This window comes from Streptomyces sp. NPDC060205 (assembly GCF_042728395.1).
In the GTDB taxonomy this organism is placed as follows: Bacteria; Actinomycetota; Actinomycetes; order Streptomycetales; family Streptomycetaceae; genus Streptomyces.
In genome coordinates, this window is sequence record NZ_JBHWZP010000163.1 from 1 (window position 1) to 14,350 (window position 14,350).

9 protein-coding genes are annotated in these 14,350 nt (G+C 70.6%); 3 read left to right on the plus strand and 6 right to left on the minus strand.

The annotated features are described in order from the left end of the window. The 4 genes from ACFWGJ_RS25945 to ACFWGJ_RS25960 form a co-directional block, all read right to left on the minus strand. Window positions 1-1,416, minus strand: a 1,416-nt coding sequence (locus ACFWGJ_RS25945) for a glyceraldehyde-3-phosphate dehydrogenase (RefSeq protein ID WP_387328866.1), incomplete at its 3' end; no start/stop codon positions are given. 115 nt (window positions 1,417-1,531) lie between these two features. After that, window positions 1,532-3,754: a discoidin domain-containing protein gene (locus tag ACFWGJ_RS25950; RefSeq protein WP_387328868.1), complete on the minus strand. Its 2,223-nt coding sequence runs from the start codon at window positions 3,752-3,754 to the stop codon at window positions 1,532-1,534. 556 nt (window positions 3,755-4,310) lie between these two features. Then, window positions 4,311-6,734 (minus strand): ATP-binding protein, encoded by a 2,424-nt coding sequence (locus ACFWGJ_RS25955; RefSeq protein ID WP_387328871.1) that lies wholly within the window; start codon window positions 6,732-6,734, stop codon window positions 4,311-4,313. Continuing rightward, the gene (locus ACFWGJ_RS25960; protein ID WP_387328874.1) at window positions 6,658-7,515 is read right to left on the minus strand and encodes a BTAD domain-containing putative transcriptional regulator; all 858 of its coding nucleotides are present in this window, start codon (window positions 7,513-7,515) and stop codon (window positions 6,658-6,660) included. Before ACFWGJ_RS25960 ends, ACFWGJ_RS25955 begins: the two co-directional genes overlap by 77 nt. Window positions 7,516-7,793: 278 nt before the next feature. Between ACFWGJ_RS25960 and ACFWGJ_RS25965 the strand changes: the two genes are divergently transcribed. Then, window positions 7,794-9,050 (plus strand): hypothetical protein, encoded by a 1,257-nt coding sequence (locus tag ACFWGJ_RS25965; RefSeq protein WP_387328877.1) that lies wholly within the window; start codon window positions 7,794-7,796, stop codon window positions 9,048-9,050. Beyond that, entirely contained in the window at window positions 9,047-9,703 is a 657-nt protein-coding gene (locus ACFWGJ_RS25970) for a hypothetical protein (protein ID WP_387328880.1), read from the plus strand. Before ACFWGJ_RS25965 ends, ACFWGJ_RS25970 begins: the two co-directional genes overlap by 4 nt. Here ACFWGJ_RS25970 and ACFWGJ_RS25975 read toward each other — a convergent pair. Beyond that, window positions 9,589-11,733 carry an ATP-binding protein gene (locus ACFWGJ_RS25975; protein ID WP_387328883.1) on the minus strand — a complete coding sequence of 715 codons (2,145 nt, stop codon included), beginning with the start codon at window positions 11,731-11,733 and terminating at the stop codon, window positions 9,589-9,591. The two genes, ACFWGJ_RS25970 and ACFWGJ_RS25975, sit on opposite strands and share 115 nt — an antisense overlap. Before the next feature lie 188 nt (window positions 11,734-11,921). Between ACFWGJ_RS25975 and ACFWGJ_RS25980 the strand changes: the two genes are divergently transcribed. Continuing rightward, a complete protein-coding gene (locus tag ACFWGJ_RS25980; protein WP_387328885.1) occupies window positions 11,922-13,163 on the plus strand; it encodes an aminotransferase class V-fold PLP-dependent enzyme in 1,242 nt (413 codons plus the stop codon). 49 nt (window positions 13,164-13,212) lie between these two features. Here the strand turns inward: ACFWGJ_RS25980 and ACFWGJ_RS25985 are convergent, their stop codons facing one another. Further along, a complete protein-coding gene (locus ACFWGJ_RS25985) occupies window positions 13,213-14,220 on the minus strand; it encodes a YihY/virulence factor BrkB family protein (protein WP_387328888.1) in 1,008 nt (335 codons plus the stop codon). Window positions 14,221-14,350 lie beyond the last annotated feature (130 nt).

The window sequence follows — 14,350 nt, forward strand, 5'->3', positions numbered from 1 at the left end:
GGTCACATGCTGGACGACCCGGACGACCTGGCAGGAGTAGCCGAACTCGTTGTCGTACCAGAGGTAGAGGATCGCGTTGTCCCCGTCGACCTTGGTGGCTCCGGCGTCGACGATCGAGGCGTGGCGCGAGCCCATGAAGTCGCTGGAGACCGCGTCTGGGGCGGTGGTGAAGTCGATCTGCCGCTTCAGCGGCGAGGTCAGCGACACGTTCCGCAGGTAGTCGAGAACCTCCCCGCGAGTGGTCTCGCGGCCGAGCCGCAGGCTGAGGATCGCGATCGACACGTCCGGCACCGGCACCCGGATCGAACTGCCGGTGATCGGCGCGTCCAGGTCGGGCAGCGCCTTGGCCACGGCGGAGGCCGCGCCCGTCTCGGTGATCACCATGTTGAGCGGCGCCGAGCGGCCACGGCGGTCGGCCTTGTGGTAGTTGTCCAGCAGGTTCTGGTCGTTGGTGAACGAGTGGACGGTCTCCACGTGCCCGCGCAGCACGCCGTACTCGTCGGCCATCGCCTTCAGCGGCGGGACGATCGCGTTCGTGGTGCAGGATGCGCAGGACAGGATCCGCTCGTCCGGCTTGATCATGTCGTGGTTGACGCCGTGCACGATGTTCGGCACGTCACCCTTGCCCGGCGCGGTCAGCACGACCTTGTCGATGCCGGGACGCAGATGCTGCGACAGGCCCTCGCGGTCGCGCCAGATGCCGGTGTTGTCGATGAGGACGGCGTCCTTGATGCCGTACGCCGTGTAGTCGACCTCGGAGGGGTCGTTCGCGTAGATCACCTTGATCGCGTTGCCGTTGGCGAAGATCGTGCTGCTCGCCTCGTCGACGGTGATCGTGCCCTGGAACTGGCCGTGGATCGAGTCGCGGCGCAGCAGCGAGGCGCGCTTCACGAGATCGTCGGCGGCCCGGCCACCGCCCCGGCGGACGACGACGGCCCGCAGGCGCAGCCCGTTGCCGGAACCCGCCTTCTCGATGAGCAGGCGGGCGACCAGGCGCCCGATGCGGCCGAAGCCGTACAGGACGACATCGCGGCCCTCGCGGCTCTCGATCTTGTTGGCGCCCGTGGCACCGGCGACGGCCTCGGCGGTGAAGGCCTCGACCGTGAGGCCCCGGTCGTCGCCGCGGTGCGTGGCGGCGAGCATCCCGATGTCGATCTGGGCGGGGCCGAGGTCGAGCGTGGTCAGAGCCCGCAGATAGGGCAGGGTCTCGGTGACCGACAGCTCCACTCCGGCGATCTGCCGGGCGAACCGGTGGGTCTTGAGGATGCTGACCACCGACTTGTTCACCAAGGAGCGGCTGTGCAGCAGGACGGTGACGTCCCGCTCGCGGTGCAGCTTCCCGATGATCGGGATCATCGACTCCGCGATCTCCTCGCGGTTCTTCCAATTGGTGAACGAGTCGTCATTGACAGTCACAGGTTTATCTTTCGAGCTAGGCGGTGCTCATATGATAAACGGTCCATGATCTCGTCATGCACGCGGCCCGCCCTCCCGGTGGGAGGACGGGCCGCGAGTGCTCACCGGCCGGCTGTCACGGGAAGCTGGTGATCTTCGACGGGATGGTGTCGGATCCCGAGGTCGGCGCGCCCGTGTTGTTCACGACGTGGGCGTACTGACCCTTCCCTCCCAGCGAGATCACCTGGATGCTGTGCAGCTTGACGCCCGACTTGACCGGCACCTGGAACCCGTGGTGCTGGACGATCGTCGAGTCGGTGGTGAAGTTGCAGTAGCTGCCCAGGCCCCAGGCCTCATGGGTGTTGACGCTGTCGGCCACCTTGTAGGCGGCGTAGCCGACGATGCCGTCATGGGTGATGGCGGCGGAGTTCGGCACGTCGTAGGCCTTCTCGTTCTGGAAGAAGATCGTCCGGCCGCGTTCGCCGCTCCAGACCACGTCGTACTTGTTGAAGTGCTCGACGAACAGGCCCGTCGCGAGGACGTCGTCGCCGTTGACCTCAAGCCCGTAGTCGGCGCGGTTGGTCTCCCAGCCGACGCCCGCGCCGTGGTCCGCCCGCCAGATCCATGTGTGGTCGACGATGGCGTCGTCGCTGTTGATGACCATGGAGTGGGTGGCCAGACCGGGTCCGGCGCCGCCGATCCGGACGAACACGTCCTGCACGGTCGTCGGGTTGGCGGCGTGGTCGGCCGAGGAGCCGGGCGCGCCGACCTGGAGCAGGGTGTCGGACTTGGTGGCGCCGGCGTCGATGAGGAAGCCCGCCAGCCTGACCCCGTCGACATCGGCGACATGCATGGCGTCCACGCCGTTGTCGGGGACGATCGTGGCGAGGCCGAGCCCGAGGACGACGGTGTTGGCGCGGTTGACGTTGATGGTCTGGTCGAGGTGGTAGACACCGGGCGTGAACAGCAGGTTGAGGCCCTGCGCCAGTGCCGCGTTGATGGTGGCGGCGGTCGCGCCGGGCTTCACGACGTAGAACTGGCTGAGCGGGAGCGAGGTGCCGCCCGCGTTCGCCGGCCACGACACACCGCGGGCGTTGGTCCGCTTGGCGGGCACGAACACCTTGTAGTCGTTGCCGTCCAGGTACAGGAACGGCTTCTCGCGCGAGATCGGCGTGGTGTCCAGCGTCGTGTACGGGCCGGTGTCGAAGTTCGTCGCCGGGGCGCCCTGCACACCGGAGAACGTCATGTTCCAGACGCCGTTGGTCCAGCCGCCGACCGAGCTCTCGCGGGTGTACCACTGCTGCTGGGAGTACGGACCGACCGTGCCGTCGATCTTCGAGTCGGCGATGTAGCCGCCGGAGGCCCAGCCGTAGCCCGCCGGTGCGAGGTTGAGGCCGCCCTCGACATGGATCCGGCGGAACGGCGCGGCCTGGGCCACCGCCCAGCGGTCCGTGCCGTTGACGGGCCTGATCGACAGGTTCTCCGCCGAACGCCAGAAGTTCTGGGTGGCGTTGCCGTTGAACCAGCCCGCGTCCACGGTGATGTCACCGTTGATCTTCACGTCGTCGGGGTTGAGACCGAGCCCGGAGATCGAGGTGTAGAAGCCCAGTTGCGCGTTGATGCCGTTGTACGTGCCCGGCTTCATCAGGAACTGGTAGCGGCCGGAGCCGAACTGGTTGGACTCCTGCTGGGTGAAGACCTGGTCGAACTTGGCCTGCAGATTCGGGGTGCTCGGGTCCACGACGATGACGTTGGGACCGAGGTCGCCGCCGCCCTCGACGGGCGGGGTGCCGCCGCCGGTGCCGGTGTGCACCGCGACCTCCCACAGCGAGTAGCCGTAACCGGTGCCGCGGGCCGTCCCGTTGATCCGGACATAGCGCCCGGAGCCGCTGACGTCGTAGGAGGCGGTGCCGCCGGTGCCGCCTGTGACGGACTTCAGCGTCGTCCAGTCCTGGCCGTTGGTGGAGGCCTGGATGGTGAAGTCCTTGCCGTAGGCGGCCTCCCAGTTGAGGTCGACCTTGCAGAGGTCCTGGACCGAGCCGAGGTCGACCCGTACCCACTGGGGGTCGGACGCCTGGCTGGACCAGCGGGTGCCGTTGTTGCCGTCGAAGGCGGAGGCGGCGGGGGTGCCCGCGTTCTCCGTGGAGGACGCGGTGGCCGGCTTGCCCTGGGCGGCGTTGGCGGTCGAACAGGCCGCGGCGGCCCTGGCGTTGCCGGCGGCCGGGGCAGCGGCGGCTCTGTCCGGGGCAAGGGGCGCTTGGGCCGCGGCGGCCGGTAGCTGGGCGGGGATGGTGATGAGCGCGGCCGAGGTGGCGAGCGCGAACCCCAGGGATCTGAGTCGCAAACGTTGACGTCTCATACGTTGACTCCGTGCGGGTGTGGAGGGCGAGGAGCGGTCGGGGGGAACCCGGACCAGTGCGGTGGGGGACCCAATGCCTGTGCGGTGACGCTTAGTTCAGGTGTTGATTTAAGTAATGAATCAACTACTCGGCAACCCGTTGGACAAGACTTCTTTCCGGCGCTGTTCGCGGACGGGGTGTCCGGAGGGCTCTCTCGGCCCGGGTGGGGGAGGCCTGTGGCCAGGCGGTTCACGTACCGGTCGGACGGTCGGGGGGCGTGCCGCCGAACGGCCATTAGCACGTGCAGACGAGTCTCGAAAAGTGGAGCCACTGGGTTCGCGGGGGCGGTACCTTACGGCTGCCGCGTGATCGTTCGCGTGGCCTGGCGTAGTTCGAATTGCAAGGAGAACCATGCTTCACAAGGTCTGCACCGCTGCCCTGCCGGTCATGCTCGCCGCCCTCGCGGCGCCGGTGGTGCTCCGCTGGATGTGGTGATCCCACCGCGGACCGTCGGCAGCGCGGGTCGAGGCTGACCGGGGCCGACGCAGTGGCAAGGGCCGGCTCCTGGGTGACCCCTCAGGAGCCGGTCGACCTGTGGGTCTTCAGGAACTGAAGCAGTTTCGCGGCCTCCGCCTCCGCGCCCAGCTCGCGGTACAGGGCGACAGCCCGCTCGCCGTGGTCGACGGTCCGGCCGGCCGGGCGGGGGGAGAGGGACGCGATCCGCGCGAGTCCCGCGAGCGCGTGGGCGGAGCCCATGGGGAACTCGATGCGCTCGGCCACCGCGAGGGCCTGCTCGTAGCCCCTGGCCGCGGTGTCGAGTCGCCCCGACTCGCGCTGGACGTCCGCCGCGGCGATCAACGCCCGCATTCGCTCGTACGGGTTGTCGATGCGCGTGGCCACCTGCTCCGCCATCGTGAGATGCAGCAGCGCCTCGCCCCGGCGCCCCGAGCGGGCATAGGCCGTACCCATGCTGATCAGCACGTCCGCCTCGCCCAGTGCGTCACCACTGAACCGGTGGGCCGCCAGAGCCCTCTTGAAGCAGCGCAGTGCCTGGTCCGTCTCGCCGACGGCCTGATGCACCCCGCCGAGGTTGGTGTCGAGAATCGCCAGATCGACACGGCCGCCGTGCTGCCGCATCAGGACCCTCGATCGTTCGTAGCACTCCTGCGCATCGGCGTAACGCCCCTGCAGAAAGGCCAGTTCGCCGCGGTTGTTGAGCGCCTGCGCCAGGCCGTAGGGGTCGGGCAGATCCTCGTAAATCGCCTCCATGGCCTGGACCTTGTGCAGGGCCTCGTCGTAGCGTCCCGCGTAGTACAGGACCACACCCTGGACGTTGAGACATTCGGCCTCACCGGAACGGTCGCCCACCTCGCGGTACAGCTTCAGCGCCTGTTCCAGGACGCGCAGCGACGTGTCGCCGTGGCCCGCCGCGAGGTGCGCCCGGCCCGACTGGAAGAGGGCGTCGGCGCGGCCGTGCGTCTGGTCCAGGTCCTCGTGGATCGACAGGGCCTCGGTCGCGCAGCGCAGCGCCGCGCCATGGTCGCGCTGCGCCAGCAGGTCCGCGTGGTCGGTGAGGGTCTGGGCCAGCGCGGCCCGATCGCCGGACGAGCGCAGGACCGGTACGGCCGCCTCGAAGAGTTCCGCCTCGATGTCCCATGCCCCCCACAGCTTGAGGGATCTCGCCAGCACGTGCGGGAACAGGGCCGCGTACTGCGGATGCCCGCCGGCGGCCGCGCGCGCGACCGCGACGAGATTGGCACGCTCCACCGTCAGCCACACCGAGGCCCCGTCCGCGTCCGTGAACCCCGGCGCGCAGTGCGGCCCGCCCTGTGCGGGGAGGTCCAGGTCGAGCACCCGGCGATGCGGGTGGCAGAGCCGGTCGGCCCGGTACGCGGTGGTGAGGTAGTGGGCGACGAGCCGGCCGACCGAGGCGTGCCGGACCGCTGCCGAGTCCGTGCGCAGGCATACCTGCAGGGCGTAGGCGCGGGTGAGATCGTGCAGCCGGTGGCGTCCGCGGACCGGCTCCTCCAGGAGACTGGAGTCGATGAGTTCCTCCACGCACCGCTCCAGTGCCGCGGGTCGGCTCTCTTCGTGGCGGCTCGCTCCGGGTTCGCTCCCGAGGTCCGGTCCGGCCAGCGCCTCGGCAGCCCGGAGGGTGATGTCGGAGCCGGGGTGCAGGGCGAGGCGCCGGAACAACTCCTGTGCGGGAGAGCTGAGTTCGGTGTACGAGAACCGGAACACCGCGCTGATCACCGTGTCGAACTCCTGGAGCGGGCTCGTCGCTTGTGCCAGCCGGTCGAGCAGATGCTGCAGATCCCAGGAGTCCCGGTGCCGGAAGCGGCTCGCCAGCACCTGGACGGCCAGCGGGTGGCATGCGCAGGCCTCCACGATCCGCCGCAGGCACTCCGGTGCGCCGGACACCCTCGACGCACCGACGATCCGGGTGAAGAGCGCCGCGGCCTCCTCCCGGGACAGGGTGTCCACGAACAGGTGGGCGGCACCGTCCAGTCCGGCCAGCCGGCTCCGGGTGGTCACGAGGACCCGACAGGTGGGGGAGCCGGGCAGCAGAGGGCCGACCTGGGCCGCGTCCCGTACGTTGTCCAGGACCACGAGCACCCGGCGCCCGGCCGTCCACTCGCGCCATCTGGTCGCCCGCTCGTCCAGTGTCGCGGGCAGTTCACCGGGCCCGCCGGTGGCGTGCAGCAGATGGGCCAGGGCGTCCGCCGGATCGAGCGGCTGCTGTCCGCTGTGGCCCCGCATGTCCACATAGAACTGGGAGTCCGGATAAGCCGCGGACATCAGGTGCGAAGCACGCACCGCGAGCGCTGTCTTGCCGATCCCGGGCATGCCGTGGATCACGGTGACCGGCAGGGCGGTCGCCGTGCGCTTCCCTGCCGTGGAATCGGCGAGCAGGATACGCAGTTCACCCGCGCGCCCGGTGAAGTCCGGGATGTCCCGCGGCAGACAGTTGCGCGGCTCCGGACGGGGGGGCCGGGTCACGAGGGCCCGGCTCCGTCCGCAACAGGTCCTGGTCCTGTTCGAGCATGCGCAGGTGGAGCTGCTGGAGTTCCGCCGTCGGCTCGATGCCCTGACTCTCGTGTAATCGCGTGCGGGTGTCCCGGTAGACGGCGAGCGCCTCGTCGTGACGTCCGGAACGGTACAGAGCCAGCATCAGGGAACCGATCACCTGCTGGGCGAAGGGGCTCTGGGAGGCCAACTCCCGCAATTCGCCCACGAGGTCCGCGTGCCGGCCCAACTCCAGCTCCAGACCGATCCGTTCCTCCCGGACCCGGCGATGGTCCTCGATCAGCCGGGCACGTGCGGACTGCGCCCAGGAACTCTCACTGAACTCGGTCAGGGGTTCGCTGCGCCACAGTGCTTCGGCGGTCCTCAACAGCCCTATGGCCAGCGGGCGTTCACCTCGCGCGGCGGCGGCCAGCGCGTCCGAGCGCAGTCGCTGGAAGCGCAGCAGGTCGATGTCCTCCGCATCGGCGCGCAGCTGGTAGAGCCGAGGCGACGGCCGCTCCACGCCCACCCGGTCGTCGCCGACCGCCCGGCGCAGCCGCCCCCTGAGCCGCGAGAGGTAACTCTGCAGGGTGTCCAGTGCCGTCAGGGGCGGTTCGCCGTCCCAGACCCGCTCCATCAGCGTGTTCGCCGACACCGGTTCACCACGGGCGTGGAGCAGGACGGCCAGCACACGGCGCTCCTTCAACGTGCCGAGTTCGTGCTGCCGCTGGTCGTGCCAGAGTTCCAGAGGTCCCAGAGCAAGAAGTTCCACCATGCCCCCCGACGGGTGCGCTTCTTCCCACGGCCTTCGCAGATGTGCGTACAACTGTGTGAGCCGTACCACTGTTCTACGGCTTTTCCATGGAGTCAGGGGTGGGCACAGCGGCGCACCGAAGCGTGCCGGGCGCACACGGGCAGGCGCTCGCTCGCCGTGCCACAGGAGTGCAGGATTCCTGCAGGCCCTCCGTCCGGCCCGGTGGGCATCCCTCTGCCATCGGCCGCGAAACATCGCGGCCGCGAAGGCGATGAGGGAAGAACCGGGGGATTTCGACGATGAGCGTGACAGTGCCGGAGCCGCACTGGCGGCATGTGCCGGTGCGGCTGGATGTCGAGCGCTGGGCCACCCGACGGACCCGAAGGCGGGTCCTGGTCGTGGTGCACACCGTGATCGCGGGCCAGCGACTGCTCGACACGATACGTCTGCTGGAGGGCGAGAGCCGGGTGCAGATCTGCTTCACCCAGGCACCCGACGTGTTCAGCAACGGGGTCAGTGAGTTCCTTGACCGGCTGGGAGGTCTCGTCCTTCCCTGGAGTCAGGCGGTACAGACGGGCTTCGACCTCGCGCTGGCCGCCGGCCACGGCGGCCTGCACGAACTGCACGCGCCCGTGGTCGTCCTGCCTCACGGGGCCGGACACAACAAGGTGATCGAGGTCGGGCAGCGCGGCCGTCAGGTGGCCCAGCGGGGTGCCTACGGCCTGAGCAGGCAGCGACTGGTTCGGGACGGAGCGGTGGTGCCCGAGGCCATCGTGCTGGCCCATCACGAGGAGTTGGCCAGGCTCGGCCGCGAGTGCCCCGAGGCGCTGGCGGTCGCCGAAGTGGTGGGCGACCCGTGTTTCGACCGGATCGCCGCGAGTCTCGGCTCACGGGCGCTGTACCGGGAGGCACTCGGGGTCGGGACGGGTCAGCAGCTGGTGCTCGTCTGTTCCACCTGGGGACCGGACTCCCTGCTGGGGGAGGGGTGGGGCACGCTGGAGCGGCTGGTCACCGAACTGCCCAGGGACGAGTACCGGATCGCCGCACTGCTGCATCCGCATGTCTGGAACGCGCACGGCGACTGGCAGGTCCGCACCTGGCTCGCCCAACTGGTGCGCTCCGGCCTGATCCTGGGCAGCCCGTACGAGGACTGGGCGGGAGCACTCGTCGCCGCCGACCACATCGTGGGCGACCACGGCTCGGTGACGCTCTACGGCGCGATGACCGGTGCGCCGGTGCTGATGGCGGGCCGCTCCGACGCACCGGTCGATCCGGGCTCACCGATGGCGGAGCTGATGTCCTTCGCCCCACGACTGCGGGGGGACCGTCCGGTACGTCCGCAACTGAAACGGGGCTCCGCGTTCCGCGGCGCGCGTCGCTACGAGCGGGTCGCGGCCAGGATCACCTCCGAACCCGGCCGGTTCGCCCGCAGGATGCGCGCGCTGCTCTACCGCAAGCTCCACCTGCGGGCCCCCGCGGCCAGGACCACCACGGAACCGGCACGGCTTCCGCTGCCGGTGCGCTACGACGGGCCCGGCAGCGTGGTGCCCCGATGACGCTCCTCGCCGTGATGTCCCGGTCGGCGGTGTCCATGGCTCCGGACGGCCGGACCCCGTACGACCGGGGTGCGGTGGTCCGGGTCCGGACCGTGCTGGCGCACCCGCATTCCGGGACGCTCCTGGTGGATGAGCACGTCAGGGTCCGGACCTGCGCACCGGACCGGTGGCGGGTGCTGGGCGATGTGCTGGTCGAGCGCGGTGAGGGGGCGCGGCGGGTCGCCCGCCTGGCCGTGTCCTGTCCGGGTGCCCTGGTCGTGGCGGTGCATCAGGGCCCCCGCTGCTGGCTACGGCTGGGTCCGGACGGCCCGCTGCTCCTGCTCGAAGCGGGCGGGCCGGGACGGCCGGAGGGATCCCGGACACCGGAGGGATCCCGGACACCGGAGGGATTCCTGGCACCGGAGGGGGTGCGGACACCAGAGGGGTTCCGGACACCGGAGGGGTTCTGGGAAACCGTCGCCTCGCTGGCTCATGCGTGGCTGGTGGCCGGGCTGTCCGTGTCGGCGCTCGGGTTCGCGGGCGGCTGCTCCGTCCGTCCTCACGTCTCGCCGGGCTCGCTCCGCTCCAACCGCCGGAGCCGGCGCCGGGTCTCCTCGGCCTCGTCCGACCCGGACCGGCCCACCGAGGCACAGAGGTCGAGCGCCTCCTGGTAGAGGGTCCTGGCGAGGCCCGTCCGTCCGCGTCGTTCGGAGACCTCCGCCAGGCCTTCGACGGCGCGGGCCGTCTCGTGGTTCGCCGCCATGCCGCGCAGTGTCGCCCGTGCCGAGGACAGCAGTTCCTCCGCCCGGTCGAGCCGGTCCAGTACGAGATGCGCGCGGCCCAGGAGCGTGGTCGCGCGCGCGGCGTTGTAGGTGTCGCCCGCGTCCCCGAGCGTGGTGTGTGCGGCACCGGCCTGGCGGATCGCCTCCTCGGCCTGCCCGGCGGTGAGGGCGACATCGGCGAGGTTGAGCCTGGCCAGCCCTCCGGCCCGCTCGTCGCCGTTCCTCGGCAACTCGGCGGCGGCACGCGCGAAGTACCCGGCGGCCTCGTCCGGACGCCCGAGCCGTTGCAGGGCGAGTCCGCGGTAGTTGAGCGTGCGGGCGTGGCCGAGGAGGTCATCGCGTCCGAGGAACAGCCGTGCCGCCTGCTCGAACATCGCCAGGGCCCCGTCGGGGTCCCCGGCGCCCAGTTCCCCGACTCCGCCCGAGGTCAGCATCCGGCATTCGGCCGCCGTGTCACCCAGGTCCCGTGCTGCCGCCAGCCCCTCCCGGTGCGCGCCGCACCAGTCGTCGTAGAACTTCCGCCGCAGGAAGAGCGGCCACAACGCGTCGGCGAGCTGCCAGCAGACGGTGGGAAATCCGGCGGACCTGGCCTGGTGGATGACGGCCATCAGATTGGGCAGTTCACGCTCCAGCCAGTCCAGAGCGGTCCCGGAGCCGGGGCCCACGTCCGCGACGGCCACCGGGACGAAGCCGTAGTCCCGGGCCATGGTCCGGTGCTGGGGATCGATGATCTCCTCGGCGCGCGTGGCACTCGCCAGATAGTGATCGGCGATCCGCCGCACGGCCTCCGCCCGTTGCTGAGGCGACTCGTCCTGTCGCGCCTTCGCCGCGGCGTGCAGCCGTACGAGATCGTGGAAGCGGCAGCGCTCTCCCGTGGTGTCGACGAGGAGACTCGCCTCGTGGAGCACGTCCAGCGACCGTGCCGCGTCCGCCTCCGCGGGAAGCAGCGCCGAGGCCACCGAGGCGTCGAACTCCCGGCCCGGATGCAGCCCCAGCAGCCGGTAGAGCCGGGCCGCCGAAGGCGGCAGTGCCTGGTACGACAGATCCAGCGCGGCCCGGACATTGTGGTCGCCGTCGATGGCCAGTGCCTCCAGTCGGTGATGCTCCGCGGCCAGTGAGCGGACCATCGTGCCGATACTCCGTCCCGGGCGCGCCGCGAGCCGGGCGCCCGCGATACGGACGGCCAGCGGCAGCCCCGCGCACAACTCGACCAGGGCCCGGGCATCGTCCGGCTGCTCCGACACCCGCCCGTCCGCGAGGGTGTCCGCGAGCAGGTCGACGGCCGCGTCGGAGGGCAGTGGTTCCAGGTGGACCGGGTAGCAGCCGTCGACGGTCAGTCCCGGCAGCCGTCTGCGGCTGGTGACCGCGGTGACGCTGCCGCCGCCGGGCAGCAACGGCCGGACCTGGGCAGCGGTCGCGGCGTCGTCGAGCAGGACCACCAGGCCCCGGTCCGCGGTCAACGACCGGTACAGCAGAGTCCGTTCGGCCAGCATCGCCGGGACCTGCTGAGCGGGAACGCCCAGGGCCCGCAGGAAACGCGCGAGGATATCTCCCGGGTGCTCCGGCCCGTCCGGTGACTGCGCCCCCAGGTCCGCGTGGAGTTGACCGCCCGGACACTGGCGGCGCAACGCGTGCAGCCATCGCAGGGCGACCGTGGTCTTGCCGACTCCGCCCAGACCGCTGACCGCTGCCAGCGCAGGCCGCCCGTCCCGCGCGGCGCGGACACGATGACGCTCCAGCGCCGCCAGCTCCGAGGACCGGTCCACCACCCGGACGAGCGGGGGGAACTGCCAGGGCGTCCGCCGGACGGAAGCGGGCGGCGCAGCGATGTGGATACCGCCGTGTACGGAGCCCGCCTGGACGACCGAGCCGTACACGTCGCCGCGCACCTCGTTGTGCGACTCGTGCCCCTCGCTCGGCACTCGCGCCCTCCGCCCCGTGTACGTCAGCACCAACGCCTTCGAAGGATCCTTTCCGCGCAGGAGATCGATATCCGCGGATCCGCCGATCGACGCCTTCTTCCGGGCCCGGGGAGCGCGGAGGAGGCATATGAATGCCGGAGGGATGGAAACACCCCGTCATGGAACACACCGGCGTTGGACACGGCACCGTGGAAGACAGCAGCGTGAAGGACAGCAGCGGGGAAAGCGGCAGCGGGGAACATCCCGGCCTCGACATCGAGGCGCTCCGCGCGGACACCCCGGGTACCGCGCACCGCACGCACCTCAACAACGCGGGGGCCGGGCTGCTCTCCCGGCGGACCCTCGCGACGATGACGACCCACCTGGAGCTGGAGGCGGACATCGGCGGCTACGAGGCCGCCCGCCAGGAACAGGACCGCATCGACGCCACCCGCACGGACATCGCCCGGCTGGTGGGCGGCCGGCCCGACGAGATCGCGCTCTTCGACAACTCCACGCACGCGTGGAACGCCGCCTTCTACTCGATGACCTTCAAGCCGGGCGACCGCATCCTGACCGGCCGGGCGGAGTACGGCAGCAGCGTACTGGCGTATCTGCAGACCGCCCGGCGCTCCGGCGCCGAGATCGTGGTGGTCCCGGACGACGCGTACGGACAGCTCGACACCGCGGCGCTGACCGCGCTGATCGACGAGCGCACCCGGCTCATCGGTGTCACCCACATCCCCACCAGCGGTGGCCTGGTCAACCCGGCCCACGAGATCGGCCGGATCGCGCGAGCCGCCGGCGTGCCGTTCCTGCTCGACGCCACCCAGTCCGTGGGCCAGTTCCCCGTCGACGTCACCCGGATCGGCTGCGACATGCTCACCGCCACCGGCCGCAAATTCCTGCGGGGCCCGCGCGGCACCGGATTCCTGTGGGTCCGCCGCGAGGCCCTGGAGTACCTCGACCCGTTCGTCAGCGACATCGAGGCGGCCACCTGGGACGGCGAGCGGGGCTTCACCTGGCACGCCGGCGCACGGCGCTTCGAGAGCTGGGAAGCGAGTTACGCCAATGTCCTGGGGCTGGGAGAGGCCGTCCGCCAGGCCCTGGACCTGGGCCTGGACCCGATCGGGGAGCGGGCCCTCGCCCTCGGCGCGTATCTGCGCGATGCTCTCGACGCCCTGCCCGGCGTCAGCACGTACGACCTCGGCCGGGTCCGGTGCGCCATCGTGACCGCGAAGGCCGACGGCGTACCCACCGCGGACGTCGCCGAGGCGCTCGCGCGGCAGGGGATCAACGTGAGCACGACCGTCCCCGAACACACCCAGTTCGACACGGAGGTGCGGGACGTCCACCCCCTGGTACGCCTCTCACCGCACTACTACAACACCCATGCCGAACTGGACCGGGCGGTGGAGGCCGTCGCGGACGTCGCGCGCACGACAGGATGACCGCCCGGCACCCCTCATCCCCTCCCTCCGCATCCCCTCCCACCGCTCGTCACTCCATCCGGCGCTGCTCCTCGTCGCTCCAGGCGCGGGTGTCGCGGGGCGGTACATAAGGCTCCTCGGTGTCCGGCAGACCGCCCGCGATGGCGCGCTGCCGTGCCATCTCGGAGTCGAACTCCAGCCCGAGCAGGATCGCGATATTGCTGATCCACAGCCAGACGAGGAAGACGATGACACCGGCGAGCGTGCCGTAGGTCTTGTTGTACGAGCCGAAGTTCGCCACGTAGAACGCGAACCCGGCCGAGGCGACCATCCAGATCAACAGGGCCAGGACACTGCCGGGAGTGATCCACTTGAAGCCGCGGCCCTTCACGTTCGGAGTCGCCCAGTAGAGCAGGGCGATCATGATCGTGACGAGGACGACCAGCACCGGCCACTTCGCGATCGACCACACCGTCAGGGCCGTGTCACCGATCCCCAGCGCGCCGCCCGCCTCGCGGGCCAGGCCACCGGTGAACACCACGATCAGCGCGCTGAACACCGTCAGCACCAGCAGCACGACGGTCACGCCCACGCGGATGGGCAGCACCTTCCAGACGGGGCGCCCCTCCGGCATGTCGTAGACGGCGTTGGCGGAGCGGATGAAGGCCGCCACATAGCCGGAGGCCGACCACACGGCGAGGACGACACCGACCAGGGCCATCACGGAGCCGACGCCGCCCCGGCCCTGCAGCTGTGTCACGGCGTCGCTGATGATGTCCCGGGCCGAACCGGGAGCCAGCTTCCTGAGGTTGTCCAGGACCTCCTGGGTCGCGGACTTCCCCGCGATGCCCAGCAGCGAGACCAGGAGCAGCAGCGCCGGAAACAGCGAGAGCACCCCGTAGTACGTCAGCGCCGCGGCCCTGTCGGCGAGCTCGTCGTCCTGGAACTCCTTGACCGTGCCTTTCAGGACGGCCAGCCAGGAGCGCTTCGGCAATTCGTGGAGCTTGTCCGGTGCCCGCTCCTCCACCTGCTCCGCCGGGCCCGGAGTCTGCTGCTCGGATTTCGGTGTCCTTGACATGAGGGCCGGGTATGCCCCCCCCCCCCCCCCCAGGGCCCCCCCGCGCCCCCCGGCCCCCCCCCGGAACCAAAACACCCGCCCGGGTTTGGTGGGGGCGCAAACCGGACCCCCCCCCCCCGAACAAGCTACC